This is a genomic window from Brevibacterium iodinum ATCC 49514 (assembly GCF_900169265.1).
Classification (GTDB): Bacteria; Actinomycetota; Actinomycetes; order Actinomycetales; family Brevibacteriaceae; genus Brevibacterium; species Brevibacterium iodinum.
On sequence record NZ_FXYX01000022.1, the window covers coordinates 17,525 to 33,999 of the forward strand.

The 16,475-nt window shown below is 65.1% G+C and carries 15 protein-coding genes; 9 read left to right on the forward strand and 6 right to left on the reverse strand.

The features are described from left to right. Position 1 precedes the first annotated feature (1 nt). Positions 2–1,123, reverse strand: a complete 1,122-nt coding sequence (gene sepH / locus BI49514_RS13285; RefSeq protein WP_101546968.1) for a septation protein SepH — start codon at positions 1,121–1,123, stop codon at positions 2–4. A 328-nt stretch (positions 1,124–1,451) separates the two neighbouring features. Here sepH and BI49514_RS13290 point away from each other — a divergent pair, with 328 nt between their 5' ends. Continuing rightward, entirely contained in the window at positions 1,452–2,564 is a 1,113-nt protein-coding gene (locus BI49514_RS13290) for a ferrochelatase (protein ID WP_101546969.1), read from the forward strand. A gap of 64 nt (positions 2,565–2,628) precedes the next feature. On the opposite strand, the gene BI49514_RS13295 is transcribed toward BI49514_RS13290, so the two are convergent. Further along, positions 2,629–2,856 carry a hypothetical protein gene (locus BI49514_RS13295; RefSeq protein WP_101546970.1) on the reverse strand — a complete coding sequence of 76 codons (228 nt, stop codon included), beginning with the start codon at positions 2,854–2,856 and terminating at the stop codon, positions 2,629–2,631. A gap of 287 nt (positions 2,857–3,143) precedes the next feature. Here BI49514_RS13295 and BI49514_RS13300 point away from each other — a divergent pair, with 287 nt between their 5' ends. Continuing rightward, positions 3,144–3,443, forward strand: a complete 300-nt coding sequence (locus tag BI49514_RS13300; RefSeq protein ID WP_101546971.1) for a DUF4193 domain-containing protein — start codon at positions 3,144–3,146, stop codon at positions 3,441–3,443. A gap of 132 nt (positions 3,444–3,575) precedes the next feature. On the opposite strand, the gene BI49514_RS13305 is transcribed toward BI49514_RS13300, so the two are convergent. After that, the gene (locus BI49514_RS13305) at positions 3,576–4,031 is read right to left on the reverse strand and encodes a DUF3093 domain-containing protein (protein WP_101546972.1); all 456 of its coding nucleotides are present in this window, start codon (positions 4,029–4,031) and stop codon (positions 3,576–3,578) included. Between the two features lie 64 nt (positions 4,032–4,095). Here BI49514_RS13305 and dut point away from each other — a divergent pair, with 64 nt between their 5' ends. The 3 genes from dut to BI49514_RS13320 are packed head-to-tail and all read left to right on the forward strand — an operon-like array spanning position 4,096 to position 5,808. Then, on the forward strand, positions 4,096–4,569 hold the full coding sequence (gene dut / locus BI49514_RS13310; protein ID WP_244195121.1) for a dUTP diphosphatase: 474 nt from the start codon (positions 4,096–4,098) through the stop codon (positions 4,567–4,569). 6 nt (positions 4,570–4,575) lie between these two features. Continuing rightward, on the forward strand, positions 4,576–5,424 hold the full coding sequence (locus BI49514_RS13315; protein ID WP_101546974.1) for a DUF3710 domain-containing protein: 849 nt from the start codon (positions 4,576–4,578) through the stop codon (positions 5,422–5,424). Positions 5,425–5,430: 6 nt separating this feature from the next. Next, positions 5,431–5,808: an OB-fold nucleic acid binding domain-containing protein gene (locus tag BI49514_RS13320; RefSeq protein WP_101546975.1), complete on the forward strand. Its 378-nt coding sequence runs from the start codon at positions 5,431–5,433 to the stop codon at positions 5,806–5,808. Positions 5,809–5,873: 65 nt separating this feature from the next. Here the strand turns inward: BI49514_RS13320 and BI49514_RS13325 are convergent, their stop codons facing one another. Beyond that, a complete protein-coding gene (locus tag BI49514_RS13325) occupies positions 5,874–6,560 on the reverse strand; it encodes a potassium channel family protein (RefSeq protein ID WP_101546976.1) in 687 nt (228 codons plus the stop codon). Then, a complete protein-coding gene (locus BI49514_RS13330; protein ID WP_101546977.1) occupies positions 6,557–7,231 on the reverse strand; it encodes a potassium channel family protein in 675 nt (224 codons plus the stop codon). Before BI49514_RS13330 ends, BI49514_RS13325 begins: the two co-directional genes overlap by 4 nt. A gap of 136 nt (positions 7,232–7,367) precedes the next feature. Between BI49514_RS13330 and BI49514_RS13335 the strand changes: the two genes are divergently transcribed. Together BI49514_RS13335 and BI49514_RS13340 are read left to right on the forward strand one after the other, a co-directional pair. Next, positions 7,368–9,278 (forward strand): APC family permease, encoded by a 1,911-nt coding sequence (locus BI49514_RS13335; RefSeq protein WP_101546978.1) that lies wholly within the window; start codon positions 7,368–7,370, stop codon positions 9,276–9,278. A gap of 7 nt (positions 9,279–9,285) precedes the next feature. Beyond that, positions 9,286–10,671 carry a class I SAM-dependent RNA methyltransferase gene (locus BI49514_RS13340; RefSeq protein ID WP_101546979.1) on the forward strand — a complete coding sequence of 462 codons (1,386 nt, stop codon included), beginning with the start codon at positions 9,286–9,288 and terminating at the stop codon, positions 10,669–10,671. Here BI49514_RS13340 and BI49514_RS13345 read toward each other — a convergent pair. Next, positions 10,661–10,855 (reverse strand): hypothetical protein, encoded by a 195-nt coding sequence (locus BI49514_RS13345; RefSeq protein ID WP_101546980.1) that lies wholly within the window; start codon positions 10,853–10,855, stop codon positions 10,661–10,663. The genes BI49514_RS13340 and BI49514_RS13345 overlap by 11 nt on opposite strands. A 310-nt stretch (positions 10,856–11,165) precedes the next feature. Here BI49514_RS13345 and acnA point away from each other — a divergent pair, with 310 nt between their 5' ends. Continuing rightward, positions 11,166–13,850 (forward strand): aconitate hydratase AcnA, encoded by a 2,685-nt coding sequence (gene acnA / locus BI49514_RS13350; RefSeq protein WP_101546981.1) that lies wholly within the window; start codon positions 11,166–11,168, stop codon positions 13,848–13,850. 668 nt (positions 13,851–14,518) lie between these two features. After that, positions 14,519–16,459 carry a 1-deoxy-D-xylulose-5-phosphate synthase gene (gene dxs, locus BI49514_RS13360; protein ID WP_101546983.1) on the forward strand — a complete coding sequence of 647 codons (1,941 nt, stop codon included), beginning with the start codon at positions 14,519–14,521 and terminating at the stop codon, positions 16,457–16,459. Positions 16,460–16,475: the final 16 nt, after the last annotated feature.

Sequence of the window (16,475 nt, forward strand, 5' to 3'; positions counted from 1 at the left end):
GTCAGTCCCGCTTCGACCCGAACATGATCTCGTCCCAGCTCGGGATCGAGGCACGCGAGTTCTTCTTCGACTTCGGCTTCGGATCCTTCGCCGAGGCGGAGTCCTTGAATTGGTCGTCGTGATCGCTCACTCCGGGCTCATTGAGCAGGGAGAGCTGATTCTCGTCGTCGAAGACGCCGACCTTCTCGGTCGGCTCCTGCGGTTCCTCAGCCGAGACAGCCGCATCTTCGAAGGCGAAGACTTCGTCATCGGTGGCGGCTTCGGGCTGGCCCGGAGCGGTGTGCGCTCCCTGCGGGTGAGTCTCGGGGTCCTCGGTGACAGCGCGCAGACGGGTTCGCGGCTCCTCCTCGGCGTGGCGGCGTTTGCGCAGGTTCTCCAGAATCCGGCCGGTCTCGGCCTGATGATCGCGGGCCTGCTGCGACGGCGCCGAACCGGCGGTGGGACGGACGGGTCCGTCTGCGGCGATCGACGCGGACGACTGATCGGTCGCCGGGAGGACATCGACCTCCTCGGTGTTCCTCTGTCGTTCGGCACCGCTGCCGTAGTTCGGGATCGGTCCGGTGTCGGTGGGACCGGAATCGGCGAGCCACTTCGCCTCGTCGTCGATCGGGGTCAGCGAACGACGGTAGTAATGCCAGCTGGCGGTGCGGACACGATCAGCGGCGGTGAAGCTGAGCTGGATGTACCAGTTGCCGTCCTGCTGCTTCCAGGAATCCCACTCCATCGTCTCGATATCGACGTCGCGCATCGCCAGGCGTTCCTGACACAGCTCGATGAGCGGAGTCGGCTCGCCGTTGGGATCATGATCGGAATAGATGGGATGGCGGCTGGCGAGGTAGGCGGTGCGTTCGCGTTCGGCCATCGCCGGACCTTCGTAGGTGCGCACGTATTCGATGTCGGCACCGGTGGCGGCCACGACCTCCTCAGCGTCCATGCCGCCGCGGATCATGGCCTGGATCTCTTTCGGGCGCACGGGAGTCTCGGACTTGTTGTGGGAGCGGTCCCTGCGGACCGCGGCGAAGAGAGCCTCATCGAGGACGACTCGGTACTGAAGCCCGTTCTCGTCGTTCAACAGCAGATGGGTGCCGTCTGCGTTGACTCCGTTCAAGATCAGTTCACGCATTGCCTTAAGCTCCTTTGTCGCGTCTCTTAAAGATCGTGTCACGTTCGGCGCGTCGTGCCGGGCAGATTTCCGCGCGAGTCGCGAAATCACGGGGCGGATCGGGAGCCGGCGGAGTGATTCTGTGAGACCGGCCACGCCCGTGCGAGAAATGTGCGAGAAGGGAACCCGTGCGTCGGCTCGGACAGCGGCGCCTCCACGCCGCCGGCGTCGCCACGACACCGGCGAGGGCGGGCGACAGACCCTCCGGTCGGCGTCTGCACCGTGAGTGGGCGCGGCTCACTGTACGGACAGCGCGCCGGGTGGTTCTGCAGTCTGTAAAATCGGGTACGTGAATACGACTGCACCCATCGACGCCCTGATCCTCATGTCATTCGGAGGACCGGAGGCCCCAGAAGAAGTGGTTCCATTCCTGCGCAACGTCACCGCCGGCCGCGGGATTCCCGAGGAACGGCTCGAGGAGGTGGGGGAGCACTATTTCGGTTTCGGAGGCAAGTCGCCGATCAATGATCAGAACAAGGCGCTGTTGGCCGCGCTGCGCGACGAACTCGATCGCCGCGGAATCGAGACCCCGCTGATCTGGGGCAACCGCAACTGGGATCCCTATCTCACCGATGAGGTGCGCAAGCTGGCACAGGAGGGCGCCACGCAGTTCCTCTCGATCGACACCTCCGCGTACTCCGCCTACTCGTCGTGCCGGCAGTACCGTGAGGACTTCGCGAAGACGATCGACACACTCAAGGACGAGGGTCTCACCGTCTCGATCGACAAGATCCGTCAGTTCTACAACCACCCCGGCTACGCTGACGCCTGCGCCGACTGCCTCAACAACGGCCTCACCGATTTTCGGTCGAAGGTCGGGCAGATGGATTCGGCCAAGCACCGGATCCTCTTCGTCACCCACTCGATCCCGAACGTCATGCAAGATGCTTCAGAGGTGACCACCAACGGCTATCGGGCCCAGCACCAAGAACTCATCGACCATCTCATGGAGCGCATCGATGAGGCGGATCGTGTTCCGTCCGAACTCGTCTACTGCTCGCGTTCCGGCTCACCTGAGGTGCCCTGGCTCGAACCCGATGTCAACGACCGGATGACCGAACTCGCAGAGGAGGGGGTGACCGGTGTCGTGCTCGTGCCCATCGGGTTCATCTCCGACCATATGGAGGTCGCTTTCGATCTCGACACCGAGGCGAAGGTGAGCGCTGAAGAACTCGGTCTCGACTTCACCCGGGTCGACACCGTCGGCACCCATGACGCCTTCGTCAGAGGACTTGTCGACCTCGTCGAGGAGCGCGTGGCTCAGCTGCGCGGGGAAGACGTCGACGTTCCGGCTCTGCCCGGGACGAAGGCTCTGGTGCCCGGCAGCGGAGCCTGCAGCATCGACTGCTGCCGCGGCCGCATCGAACGTGCAACCTACCCGAACTGGGCCATGGCGAACTGAGTCCTGAAGACGAATGAACCCTCACTCACCGAATCGGTGAGTGAGGGTTCTTCTCTGTGTTCTTTCAGTGGTCCTCAGGGCTCGGGATGACCGGCAGGGCCCCCGTCTCGGCCTGGATCACCTCGGCGATGGGACCGGTGTCGACATCGTTGCGTCCGGCCAATTCCATCAGGTTCTGCAGCTCGTCGATGAGATTTTCGACGAGGAAGTCATCACCGGCGGAACGGGCCTCGTGAATGCGATGACGGACATCATCGATTCGGGTGTCGAGCTGATCAGCGAATTCACTCATTGTGGATCCGTCCTTCCTCGGGCCGCCTCCACAGGGGACGAGCCCGGTATTCGACCGACAGAGCGTGCTGTCGGTGCTGTCCATCACAAGCATTCTTGCAGAGCATTTCGTGAACTCTATGTGTGCTCTGTCCATGCGGACAAGCTGGTGACGAGAATCACTGCATCAGGTACTCTTTCCATCTTGCCAACGGCAAGCATACAGTGCAAAATGCTGGGGACGCATCTCGGAAGAGGAGAAGATGCTCCTCTTCGGCACCCCCTCCGGACAGAGAGCGATGAGGCCATATGGCAACAGACTACGACGCACCTCGCAAGCAAGACGATGAGATCAAAAGCGATTCGATCGAGCAGCTCAAGGCCCAGCGTTCCCAGGATCAGGCGAGCAAGATCGACGAAGACGAGACTGCAGTAGCCGAAGGCTTCGAACTTCCCGGTGCGGACCTGTCGAACGAAGAGCTCTCCGTTCGGGTCCTGCCGAAGCAGAACGATGAGTTCACCTGCATGGAGTGCTTCTTGGTCCGCCATCGCTCTCAGCTTGCGACCGAAGAAGGCGGTGTCCCCATCTGCACAGACTGTGCAGGCTGAATCGCTTCTCTTCGCGAAAACCCGAAGACGGACCGCACCCTCGAAAGGGTCGCGGTCCGTTCTTCTCCCCTTACTACCTGACGGCGGCCCAGCAACCTCGCGCGAGGTTGCTGGGCCGCCGTCAGGTAGTAATCAGGGGGTGAGGGCGGCGGCTAGTTTGTGGGGGTGACGGCTCGAGACGAGCCAGTAGGGGGTCGGATCCGTCTCATCGTCGAGATCGATGCGAACGACGGACTTCGCCCACGGGCGGATCTTGAGGAAGGCGCGGGCATCGAGATCGACTCCGCGGGCCTGCCGGGCCTCCTCGCCGTCGAAGGCGACTGCGCCCGGAACGAACGTGCGGTCGATATGAGCTTCGCCGACGAACAGCTGCCGTTCGGTGACGATGATCGTCAGCGTCAGCGAATTCAGCCACCAGGCGAAGAGGACGAAGCTGACGACGGGAAGGATGATGGTGCCGAGCTGCCAGACGGGCATGACCATGAGCGCCGTGGACAGAGCCGCCACCACGACGAGGATCCACATGCCGACCGAGGGGCGGACCTTCTCCTGATAGACCACATGGGTTCCGGATTGAGTTGTTGCCATGCGGCCATTGTCCCATAGCGAGAAGTTTGGCCCCGCTCAGGCTGGAGCGTTAGAGTGCATCTTTGTGACGGAAACCGTGAAGATCAACCTCCAGCTCCTCGACGCGGGCATGAGCGCGCCCGGCTACGCGCATGCGAGCGACGCCGGTGCAGACCTGCATTCGGCGATCGACTTCGTGCTCGAACCGTCCGAGCGCCGTGTCGTTCCGACTGGAATCGCGATCGCCCTGCCCGAAGGCTATGCAGCCTTCGTGCATCCGCGTTCGGGCCTGTCGAGCAAGCACGGAGTCACGGTCGTCAATGCGCCGGGCACCATCGACGCCGGCTACCGCGGCGAGATCAAGGTGCCGCTGATCAACCTCGACGCGAAGACCCCGCTGCGCGTCGTGCGCGGGGACCGCATCGCCCAACTCGTGATCCAGAGGATCGCCCACGCCGACTTCGACATCGTCGAATCCCTCGAAGACAGCGCCCGCGGCGCCGGGGGATTCGGATCCACCGGCGGAATCGTCGCCGGCCTCAGCGAAAAGGAGAAGTGAGGACTCATGGGACTGTTCTCCCGGTTCAAGAAATCCACACCGACCGATGACGACGTCCGCGCCGACGACGAACTCACCGACGACGATGAGCTCGACGCTCAGAACCCCGACACCGAGGCGGCCGATCGTGCAGACGACGCCGCCGATGACGACGAGGCAGAGTCCGCCGCAGAGTTGGCCGAGTCCGATGACGATATCGACGAGGAAGAAGCGCGGCTGGAGAAGTCCGCACCCTTCGACCGGTCCGAGAAGGGCCCCTTCGATATCTCCGAAGAGTACCCGGAGCATGACCGCCTCGACCTCGGCGCGCTCAAGGTGCCCGTCGTCGACGGCATGCAGGTGCGCCTGGACACGGACGACGATTCTCAGCGCGTGCTGGCCGTCACCCTCATCCACGACGGTGGAGGCATCCAGCTGCAGGCGTTCGCGACACCACGCTCCGAGGGCCTGTGGAACACGGTGCGCGGTCAGCTCGCCGAATCCGTGACCAAACAGGGTGGGGAATCGACCGAGCTGCACACCTCTCTCGGCAAGGAGCTGGCAATCGAGGTTCCGGCGAAGACGGAATCCGGTCGCCCCGGCAAACGCGCCATGCGCTTCGCCGGCATCGACGGACCACGGTGGTTCGTCCGCGCCGTGTTCTCCGGCAAGGCCGTGACCGATGACGAGGTGCGTGCCGAACTCTCCGCACTCTTCCGCGGTGTCGTCGTCGATCGCGGTGAGGAAGCGATGGCTCCCCGCGAGCTCATCGCACTGACCGCACCGCAGGTCGACCAGGACGAGGCGGAGGAGAAGAAGGACGAGGACGAGCTCAACCCCTTCGAGCGCGGCCCCGAGATCACAGAGGTCCGCTGAGCGCTGATGCGGAACCTCATCCCTCGCCTCGTGCGCGACTTCGGATCCCGTGAGGCCGAGGCCCGGGCCGATCTGCGCCTGGTCAGCCAGATCCCCGGGGTCATTCCGGTCGAAGAGCTGGAGGCGCGAAAGACCTCACGCATCGCCGGAGTCGTCTCAGCGACCACTCAGTCGTGCAGCGCCGACAGCCCCAGGCTCGACATCACCGTCGCCGACGGCACCGGTGAAGCCCACGCCCAATTCCTCGGACGCCGGGAGATCAGCGGCATCCGTCCCGGGTCCCTCATCGTCTTAGAAGGACGGTTCTGCGGCAAGGACGGAGTGCTCACCGCGCACAATCCCGTCTACGAACTCCTGCAGACCCGCGACGACTCCGACGGCTGACCGTCCCGAGGGGCCGGGCAGCCGTCGGCCGCAGAACTGACGATCTCGGCCGCAGACGACCGGGCTCAGCCCTCTGTGTTTCCGTCGACTATCGCCGTCTCCTGCAGCAGCGCTAGCAGCGTCGGCTCCTGATCGGGGGAGGAGAGGAAGAACAGTTCGTCTCCGGCCTCGATGACATCATCGGCGCTCGGAGCGAACGCCCGCGAATTGCGGATGATCGCCACCAGCACAGTATCCAGCGGGAAGGTGATCCCACCGACGCGCTCGGCCACGAGCTCGGCGTTCTCGTGCACGGTGAACTCCAGCAGTCCCGCCTGTCCGCGTTCGAAGCTCATGAGGTGGACCAGTCCGCCGACCTCCACAGCCTCCTCGACGAGCGCGGTCATCAGGCGCGGAGTCGACACGGCGACATCGACGCCCCAGTTGTCGTCGAAGAGCCATTCGTTCTTCGGATTGTTCACGCGCGAGACCGTCCGCGGCACCCCGAACTCGGTCTTCGCCAACAGGGAGAGCACCAGATTGGTCTTGTCGTCTCCCGTCGCGGCCACGACGACATCGGCCTCCTCCAGCCCCGCCTCGGCGAGACCGGCGAGCTCGCACGCATCGGAGAGCAGCCATTCGGCACCCGGAATGCGCTCATGGCCCAGCGCCTCCTTGCTCTGGTCGATGAGCAGGACCGAATGGTCCTTGTCCAGCAGCTCCCTGGCCACCGAACGTCCAACGGAGCCGGCTCCGGCGATGATGACCCTCATTCTTCTTCCTCCACGGTTCGCACGGGCTGATCGAGGATCCGTTCGATCTCGCCGAGGCGGTCGACCGGAGCCATGAGATGGACGAGGTCGCCGTCCTGGAGGAGCAGATCATCGTGGGCGACGATTCCCTCGGACAGGCGGGTGACATAGGCGACCCGAGCCTTGGTCCGTGTTTCGATCTCCTTGATCGGGCGCGCCACCCATCCTGGATCCAGATGCACCTCCGCCAGGACGAGGTTGCCGGAGGGCTCACGGTATTCGGTGATCGACCCCTGCGGGACGAGCTTGCGCATCACCTGCTCGGCCGTCCACCGCACAGTGGGCACGGTGGGGATGCCGAGACGTTCGAAGACCTGCGCGCGGTCGGGATCGTAGATGCGGGCGGCGACATTGCTCACGCCGAAGGTCTCACGAGCGACACGCGCGGCGAGGATATTCGAATTGTCACCGCTGGAGACGGCGGCGAAGGCGAAGGCCTCGGCGGTCTTCGCCTGGGACAGGGTCTCGCGGTCGAAACCGACGCCGGTGATCGTCGAACCGCTGAAATCCCGACCGAGCTTGAGGAATGCGTCGGGATCCCGGTCGACGACTGCGACGGAGTGCCCATTCGCATCAAGGGCTTTGGCGAGGGAGGCCCCGACTCGACCGCAGCCCATAATCACGAAGTGCATGGGTAATCCTTCCCGCAGTGATCTACCATTGGTTGCCGTGGCCAGCAGTTTTTCTGATGCCGTCAAAAGACTACTCGTTGGACGGCCCTTCCGCAGTGAGGACAGGCGTGCGCCTGCGCTGAAGAAGCGCATCGCGATGCCCGTCTTCGCCTCCGACATGCTCTCCTCGGTGGCCTACGCCCCCGATGAGATCCTGCTGGCGCTGTCATTGACCTCACTCGTGGCCCTGACCGTCGCCCCCTGGATCGGTGTGGCCGTCGGCATCGTCATCCTCGTGATCGTCGCCTGCTACCGCATCAACGTCAAGGCGTACCCCTCCGGCGGTGGTGACTACGAGGTGGCCTCGAAGAACCTCGGCTCCGGTGCCGGGCTCATCGTGGCCGCGGCCCTCCTCGTCGACTATGTGCTCACCCTGGCCGTGTCGATGACGGTCTTCGCCGCCTACATCACCACGGCGTTCCCGATGCTCGCGCCCTACCGTGTGCCCGTGGCCATCGTCGGCATCCTGCTCATCTGCTTCGCTGGTCTGCGCGGTTCCCGAGCTACTCCGATGCTGCTGGCCGTGCCGACCTACCTGTTCCTCGGTGCCGTGTTCCTCACGATGTCCGTCGGTCTCATCCGCGTCGGGCTCGGTGACACCCCGCAGGCCCAGACTGCCGACTACACAGTCGTGCACAGCAGCATCGGCGATCAGGCGACGCTCGGCCTGGCCACCGTCCTCATCGTCCTGCGCGCGTTCTCGTCCGGAGCGGTCGCACTGGCCGGTGTGCAGACCGTGGCCACGGCGGTTCCGGCGTTCAAGAAGCCGCGCGGCAAGAATGCCGGCAACACCCTGCTGCTGTCGGGACTGCTCGCCGCCCTCATGCTCACGGGGCTGACCTATCTGGCGTCGGTCACCGGGATCAAATACGTCGACGATCCTCATCTCTATCTCGTCCGCGGCGACGGCAGCCCGGTCAGTGCCGAATACGAGCAGGAACCCGTCCTCGCGCAGCTGGCGCACGCGATCTTCGACAATGCGCCGGCGATGTTCTTCATCGTCGTCCTCATCACCGCGCTCGTGCTCATCGCCGCTGCGAACACTGCGGTCGAGGGTTTCCCGGGACTGGCCTCTCGGCTGGCCCGCGACGAATTCCTGCCGAGGCAGCTGGCGACGAAGGGCGATCGACTCACCTTCTCCAACGGCATCCTGCTGCTGGCCGCAGCGGCGATCGTCCTCGTCGTCGCCACGTCCGCCTCGGCGACGGTGCTCATCCAGCTCTACCTCGTCGGGGTCTTCGCGAGCTTCGTCCTCGGCCAAGCGGGAATGGTCCTGCACTGGCGCAAACGGCTGCGCCTGGTCATCGGTTCGAAGGCCCGAATGCGGATGCACTTCAATCAGGTCGTCAACGCCGTCGGCTGCGTGCTCGCCGCCGGCGTCCTCATCGTCGTCATCGTCTCGAAGTTCCTCGCCGGCGCCTGGCTGGCGGTCGCCGCCATGGCCGGGCTCTACCTCGTCATGGGCGCCATCCACCGCCACTATTCGCGCGTAGCCCGCGAGCTCGCCCCCGACGCGGACGTGAACTCCCGGACCATCCCGTCGAACACCCACGCCATCGTCGTCGTCAGCGAGATCGACAAACCGACGATGCGGGCCCTCTCCTACGCCCGGGTGACCCGGTCGAGTCAGCTCGAAGCCGTCACCGTGGCCGTGGACGAAGAGGCTGCGGCCGGTCTGCAGAAACGATGGAACGAGATGGAGCTGCCGGTGCCGCTGACCGTGCTCGGCTCGCCGTACCGCGAACTCGTCCGCCCGATGCTCGCCCATATCCTCGCCATCCGCCGCAGGTCGCCCAGGGACCTCGTCATCGTCTACATTCCGCAGTTCGTCGTCGGTCGCTGGTGGGAGCACATCCTGCACAACCAGGTGGCTCTCAAACTGCGCACCCGACTGCTCCTGGTGCCCAACGTCGTCGTGGTGTCCGTGCCCTGGCGACTGAAATCCTTCTCTCGACAGTACGGCGGAGACGGACCCGATTCCGACACCTCGCTGTACAGACAGGCCTAGAACACGCATGAGCGACACTTCGGTTCCCGCCCAGGATCTCACCCTCGACATCGAGGCACCGGCGGCCGGCGGCACCTCCATCGCCCGACACGACGGTCAGGTCGTCTTCGTCTCCGGGGCCCTGCCCGGTGAGAAGGTCCGAGTCCGCACCGAGGCGGGACCGCCTGCCCGGTTCCTCCGCGCCGCAGTCACCGAGGTGATCGAGGCTTCGGCTCACCGCGTGACCGACCGACGCCTCGAGTATGTTCCCGGTGATTCTGCCGACGGTTCCGGTGCGGGGTTCGCTGCGGGCCCCGGTGCTGGGGCCGTGCCGGATTCGGCCGGGTTCGGCGGAATGGAATTCGCCCACGTCGACCTCGCCCATTCCCGCACGCTCAAGGCCGAGGTGCTGAATGACCAGCTTCAGCGCATCGGACATATCGACCGCGCCGCCGAGGTGCTGCCCGCGCCGGGCGAGACCGACGGCACGAACTGGCGCACCCGTGTGCAGCTGGCCGTCGACGATGAGGGCCGCGCCGGAATGCTCGCCCCCAGATCGCACGCGGTCATCCCCGTGACCACGCCCCCTCTGGCGGCCGTGCCCGTGCACGACCTCGACATGACGACACTGCGTGTGCCCGGAGTCCGCCGACTCGAATTCGCGTGGGCCGGCGACCATGGTGCGCTCATCGTCCGTGGTCGGCCCACTGCGCAGGTCCTCGACGAGATCGAGTCCTGGCTGCCGACGTCGTTTTCTCTCCTCGCCGAGGCGACCGGACCGGAGCAGAGTCATGGTCGTGGTCGCGGGGGTCGTCCCCGCGGGCGCGGTCGTTCCCATGCGCCCGCCCCGTCCCTGCGCGTGATCCGCGGAGACCGCACCCTGACCGAAACGGTCGACGGTCGTGACTTCACCGTCGGCGCCGACGGTTTCTGGCAAGTCCACCGGGATGCGGCCGCACTGCTCAGCTCGGAGGTCGTCAAAGCCCTGCCTGCCGATGTCGCGGCGATCACCGACCTCTACTGCGGGGTCGGACTCCTCGGCATCACTGCCGCCCGGACCACCGGCGCGCCCCTGTTCGGAGTCGAAGGGGTGGAGACAGCCATTGCCCATGCTCGTGACAATGCCGCCGATCTCGAGTCCCGATTCCTCGCTCTCAGCGTGGATCGGGCCCGACTGCCCGATTCGGACGTCATCATCCTCGACCCGCCACGGGCGGGCGCCGGGAGGAAGGCCACCTCGGCGATCATCGAATCAGCGGCGAGCACCGTGGTCTACGTGTCCTGTGACCCGGCCACGCTGGCTCGGGACCTCGGGGCGCTCACAGGCGGGGGATTCGGGATCGAGAGCCTCACCGGATTCGACCTCTTCCCGCTGACCTCGCACCTGGAGACCGTGACAGTCCTCAGGCGGTGACCGAGCGGCGGGGGAGGAGGACGAGCGCGATGAGGGCGATGAACGTCGTGAGGAAGCCCCACAGTCCCCACCAGCCGCCCGACCGGCCCTTTTCCTTCGCGAATGAGCTGCAGACCACGGCGAAGATGATGCCGACGAGCAGCGCGCCGAAGCCGAATCCGGCGCCTAGGGTGAACGGGTCCATGGGATCTCCTCGGGGATGGCAGGCGAGTGCGCTGCTGCTTTGAGTGTGCTGTCCACGCTAGGCCGTGAGGCCGGGCCCCGGCCCTGGTGATGACCGCACGAGGGCCTGCGGAAAACCCGATCGCAGGGTTTCGCACCTCCGTGTGCCACGGTGGTCAAAGGCTCTCAAATGCGATAGAATTTATCTTGACGTCAAGATACTTTTGGAAACATATGTGTCGCGTAAATCGGTGCGTGATGCAAGGGTCCGACCGCCGAGTCGGACGGACCCGGTTTCTTGGATGAGTGTCGGATGAAACAGGAGAATCACGATGAGCAACGTCGATACGTTCAAATCGAAGAGCACCCTGACCGTAGGCGATAAGGATTATGAGATCTATCGCCTGGACCAGGTCAAAGGGTCGGAGAAGCTTCCCTTCAGCCTCAAGGTGCTGTTGGAGAACCTGCTGCGCACGGAAGACGGCGCAAACATCACTTCGGAACATATTGAAGCCCTCGGCAGCTGGGACCCCAATGCCGAACCCGATACAGAGATCCAGTTCACCCCCGCCCGCGTGGTGATGCAGGACTTCACCGGTGTGCCCTGCATCGTCGACCTCGCCACCATGCGCGAGAAGGTCGTCGAGCTCGGCGGCAGCCCGGATCAGGTCAACCCGCTGGCTCCGGCCGAGCTGGTCATCGACCACTCGGTGCAGATCGACCGCTTCGGCACCGCTGACGCCGTCGAACTCAACATGGACATCGAATACCAGCGCAACGGTGAGCGCTACCAGTTCCTGCGCTGGGGACAGACCGCATTCGAAGACTTCAAAGTCGTGCCCCCGGGCATGGGCATCGTCCACCAGGTCAACATCGAGCACCTGGCTCGCGTGGTCATGCCGCGCGAGGTGGACGGAGTTCTCCGTGCCTACCCGGACACCCTCGTCGGCACTGACTCGCACACCACGATGGTCAACGGCCTCGGTGTGCTCGGCTGGGGCGTCGGCGGCATCGAGGCAGAGGCCGCCATGCTCGGCCAGCCCGTGTCGATGCTCATCCCGCGCGTCGTCGGCTTCAAGCTCACCGGTGAGATCCCCTCCGGTGTGACGGCCACGGACGTCGTCCTCACGATCACCGATATGCTGCGCCAGCACGGTGCCGTCGGCAAGTTCGTCGAGTTCTATGGCAAGGGCGTCGCCGAGGTGCCGCTGGCTAACCGCGCCACAATCGGCAACATGAGCCCCGAGTTCGGTTCGACCGCAGCGATCTTCCCGATCGACGAAGCCACCATCGACTACCTCAAGCTCACCGGCCGTTCGGCCGAGCAGATCCAGCTCGTCGAGGACTACGCGAAGACCCAGGGGCTGTGGCACGATCCGGAGAACGAAGTCGAGTACTCCGAGTACATCGAACTCGACCTCTCCACCGTGGTGCCCTCGATCTCCGGACCGAAGCGCCCGCAGGACCGCATCGAGCTCTCCGATGCCAAGAGCCAGTTCGCCAAGGACATCCACAACTACGCCGCTCCCGGCGAGGAATCGAAGTCCGTGGACGTCAGCACCGCTGACGGACGCAGCTTCGAGCTGGCCAACGGTGCCGTGGCGATCGCTTCGATCACCTCCTGCACCAACACCTCGAACCCCTCGGTGATGATGGCCGCCGGCCTGCTGGCCCGCAATGCCCGCAAGCGCGGACTCAACTCGAAGCCGTGGGTCAAGACCTCGATCGCACCGGGCTCGAAGGTCGTCACCGAGTACTACAACAAGGCCGGGCTCATCGAGGACCTCGAAGCGCTGAACTTCTACATCGTCGGCTACGGCTGCACGACCTGCATCGGCAACTCCGGTCCACTGGACTCGGAGATCTCGAACAGCATCCAGGACAACGACCTCGCGGTCACCGCAGTCCTGTCGGGCAACCGCAACTTTGAGGGCCGCATCAGCCCGGACGTGAAGATGAACTACCTCGCTTCGCCTCCGCTGGTCATCGCCTACGCACTGGCCGGAACCATGGACTTCGACTTCGAGAACCAGCCCCTGGGCAAGGACTCGGACGGCGTCGACGTCTACCTGGCCGACCTGTGGCCCTCGCCTGAAGAGGTTGAGTCAGTCATCGCCTCGTCGATCTCGACCGATATGTTCGACAACGAATACGGTCGCATCTTCGACGGTGACGAGCGCTGGCAGCAGCTCGACACCCCCGAAGGCAAGGTCTTCGAGTGGGACGACGAGTCGACCTACGTGCGCAAGCCCACCTTCTTCGACGGCATGGGTCTCAAGCCTGAAGCCGTCAAGGACATCAAGGGTGCCCGCGTGCTCGCGAAGCTCGGCGACTCGGTGACCACCGACCACATCTCGCCCGCAGGTTCCTTCAAGGCCGACACCCCGGCCGGCAAGTACCTCGTCGAGCACGGTGTCGAGCGCAAGGACTTCAACTCCTACGGCTCGCGCCGCGGAAACCACGAAGTCATGATCCGCGGAACGTTCGCGAACATCCGTCTGCAGAACCAGCTCCTCGACGGAGTCCAGGGTGGCTTCACCCGCGACTTCTCGCAGGAGGGCGGACCGCAGACGACGATCTACGACGCCTCCGTGAACTACGCGGCCGCCGGCACCCCGCTGGTCGTCCTCGGTGGCAAGGAGTACGGCTCGGGATCCTCGCGTGACTGGGCTGCCAAGGGCACGAAGCTGCTCGGCGTCGAGGCCGTCATCACCGAAAGCTTCGAGCGCATCCACCGCTCGAACCTCATCGGCATGGGCGTTCTGCCGCTGCAGTTCCCCGCCGGCGAATCCGCTGATTCGCTCGGACTCGACGGCACCGAGACCTTCTCCATCGAAGGCGTCACGGAGCTCAACGAGGGCAAGACCCCGGCGACCGTCAAGGTCACCGCCGAAAAGGAAGACGGCACGAAGGTCGAATTCGACGCCGTCGTCCGCATCGACACCCCGGGTGAAGCCGACTACTACCGCAACGGCGGCATCCTGCAGTACGTTCTGCGTCAGCTCGCAGAAGCCTGATCACAGGAGATGCTGAGTGCTGTGAGTCTGCGACTTGCGGCAGTCGGTTCGCGCTGAGGCGCTGAACCGGAACCGAATGAAGGCCGGTGGGATTGTTCCCGCCGGCCTTCGTCGTGCCCGGATGCGTGCGACGGTGCCGTTGATCGAGCATCCAGCACCGTTCGCGTCACGTCCACCACGCAGTTCGGCATCCGTCACCGTTCGTGACATAACACACCGCTGCCAAGGCATCTGTCACCGTTCGGACAAATCGCCTCGTTGCAGCGGTGCGCTGTGCGGCGAACGGTGAGGGACGGTCGCTGTCGAGCGGGGTTGTCAGCGAGCGTGAGCGCGTCCGCGGGGATCCGTGCGCTGATGATCGGCCGCCTCGGCGAGGGTGATGGAGGGCGCGAATGCGACCATCACTCATCGGCAGTCGCTCAACACCGCGTTGCAACGGGGTGATGTGCCACGAACGGTGAATGGTGCGTTCTCAACGGTGTGAATTGCCAGCGCCGAGGCGGTGCGACGGGAAGGCTGAGAGGTACTGTGCCGAGGCGCTGTGCCGCGAAGGCTGAGGGGTACTGCAGCGCGGAGATATGCCGCGAATGGTGAGGGACGCATCTGTGAGCGATAGGATGGGGCGAATGGAATCTGTCCGCCAACGATGACGTCAGAACTGAGGCCGCATGACCTTTCTCGAATCCCTCGGCTCGCCGGCCGATCTGCGTCGACTCGACGCGTCGGAATGCGACGTACTGGCCAAAGAGATTCGCGACTACCTCATCACGACCGTGTCCGGCACGGGCGGGCATCTGGGCCCCAACCTCGGCGTCGTCGAACTGACCATGGGCATCCACCGCACCTTCGACTCACCGCGCGACACGATCATCTTCGACGTCGGCCACCAGACATATGTGCATAAACTGCTCACCGGCCGCCGCGAGGAGTTCTCCACCCTCCGACAGCGCGACGGGCTCTCCGGCTACCCGAGCCGGCGCGAGAGCGAGCACGACGTCGTCGAGAACTCCCACGCCTCGACCTCCCTGTCCTGGGCCGACGGCATCGCCAAGGCTCGCCAGCTCACCGGTGAGCGAGACCGTCACGTCGTCGCCGTCATCGGCGACGGAGCCCTGACCGGGGGAATGGCCTGGGAAGCGCTCAACACCATCGCAGCCGACACCTCCACCCCGCCGAGGCGGCTGGTCATCGTCGTCAACGACAACGGCCGCTCCTACGCCCCGACCGTCGGCGGATTCGCCGCCCACCTCGACGAACTGCGGACCACCTCGGGCTACGAGAGGCTGCTCACCTGGGGCAAGGAGACGCTCCGCCAATCCGGCCGACCCGGCCGCGCCGCCTACAGCGCCATCCACGGCGTCAAACGCGGATTCAAAGACATGGTCAGCCCACCCGAGACCGGAATGTTCGATGGACTCGGCATCAAATACTTGGGCCCTGTCGACGGACACGACCTGCGCTCGGTCGACAAGGCCCTCCAACTGGCCAAACAGTTCGACGGCGGCCCCATCATCGTCCACATGATCACGCAGAAAGGGCACGGATTCGACCCGGCCGTCAACGACGACGCCGACCAGTTCCACTCCGTCGGCGTCATCGACCCCGTTACGGGTAAGTCGACTCCGTCGAAATCGACGTCGTGGACCTCCGTGTTCGGCTCCGAGATCTGCGCACTCGCCGAGGAACGAGAGGACATCGTCGCCATCACTGCCGCCATGCTCCTGCCCGTGGGGCTGGCGAAATTCGCCGAGGAGTTCCCCGACCGCGTCTTCGACGTCGGCATCGCCGAACAGCATGCGGTCGCCTCGGCGGCGGGCCTGTCCTACGGCGGGCTCCACCCCGTCGTGTGCATCTACTCCACGTTCCTCTCCCGCGCCTTCGACCAGGTCCTCATGGACGTCGCCCTCCACCGGCAGGGTGTGACCTTCGTCCTCGACCGTGCCGGCATCACCGGCCCCGACGGAGCCAGCCACCATGGAATCTGGGACATCGCGATGCTGCGCGTCGTCCCCGGACTGCGCCTGGCCGCACCCCGCGACGCCGCACGGCTGACCGAAGAGCTGCGCGAAGCCGTCACCGTCTCGGACGCCCCGACCGTGCTGAGATTTCCCCGCGGCAGCGTCGGGGCCGACATCCCCGCGCTCAGGCGACTCGACGACGGCGTCGACATCCTCCGTGAGGGGCCGACCGGGTCGACGCCCCATGTGCTCATCGTCTCCGTCGGACCTTTCGCCACGCTGACCGGTGACGTCGCCGACCGCCTGGCCGAGCAGGGGCTGAGAGCGACGATCATCGATCCCAGGTGGGTGCTGCCCGTGCCCGCATCCGTCATCGACCTCGCGGCCGACCACAGTCTGGTGGCCGTCATCGAAGACGGAGTGAAGATCGGGGGCGTCGGTTCGCAGATCCGCTCCGACCTGCGCGAAGCCGATTCGCGGATCGGAGTGCTCGAACTCGGCGTGCCCGATGAGTTCCTGCCGCAGGGGACACGTGAAGAGATCCTCGCCGAGGTGGGCCTCGACGTCGACACGATCGTGTCCGAAATCCTCAAGGCCCTGCCCACCGAGGTGGCCGACCGTGCCGATCAGAGTTCCCGCCGCGCGGTGTGAGTCCATGCGCTCAGGG

Bases quoted from the DNA above. Each gene is read 5' to 3' on its own strand.
- sepH (WP_101546968.1), bottom strand. From the start codon at position 1,123: ATGCGTGAACTGATCTTGAACGGAGTCAACGCAGACGGCACCCATCTG.
- BI49514_RS13295 (WP_101546970.1), bottom strand. From the start codon at position 2,856: ATGAGTGAATTCGCTGATCAGCTCGACACCCGAATCGATGATGTCCGT.
- BI49514_RS13300 (WP_101546971.1), top strand. From the start codon at position 3,144: ATGGCAACAGACTACGACGCACCTCGCAAGCAAGACGATGAGATCAAA.
- BI49514_RS13305 (WP_101546972.1), bottom strand. From the start codon at position 4,031: ATGGCAACAACTCAATCCGGAACCCATGTGGTCTATCAGGAGAAGGTC.
- BI49514_RS13315 (WP_101546974.1), top strand. From the start codon at position 4,576: ATGGGACTGTTCTCCCGGTTCAAGAAATCCACACCGACCGATGACGAC.
- BI49514_RS13320 (WP_101546975.1), top strand. From the start codon at position 5,431: ATGCGGAACCTCATCCCTCGCCTCGTGCGCGACTTCGGATCCCGTGAG.
- BI49514_RS13325 (WP_101546976.1), bottom strand. From the start codon at position 6,560: ATGAGGGTCATCATCGCCGGAGCCGGCTCCGTTGGACGTTCGGTGGCC.
- BI49514_RS13330 (WP_101546977.1), bottom strand. From the start codon at position 7,231: ATGCACTTCGTGATTATGGGCTGCGGTCGAGTCGGGGCCTCCCTCGCC.
- BI49514_RS13335 (WP_101546978.1), top strand. From the start codon at position 7,368: ATGCCCGTCTTCGCCTCCGACATGCTCTCCTCGGTGGCCTACGCCCCC.
- BI49514_RS13340 (WP_101546979.1), top strand. From the start codon at position 9,286: ATGAGCGACACTTCGGTTCCCGCCCAGGATCTCACCCTCGACATCGAG.
- BI49514_RS13345 (WP_101546980.1), bottom strand. From the start codon at position 10,855: ATGGACCCGTTCACCCTAGGCGCCGGATTCGGCTTCGGCGCGCTGCTC.
- acnA (WP_101546981.1), top strand. From the start codon at position 11,166: ATGAGCAACGTCGATACGTTCAAATCGAAGAGCACCCTGACCGTAGGC.
- dxs (WP_101546983.1), top strand. From the start codon at position 14,519: ATGACCTTTCTCGAATCCCTCGGCTCGCCGGCCGATCTGCGTCGACTC.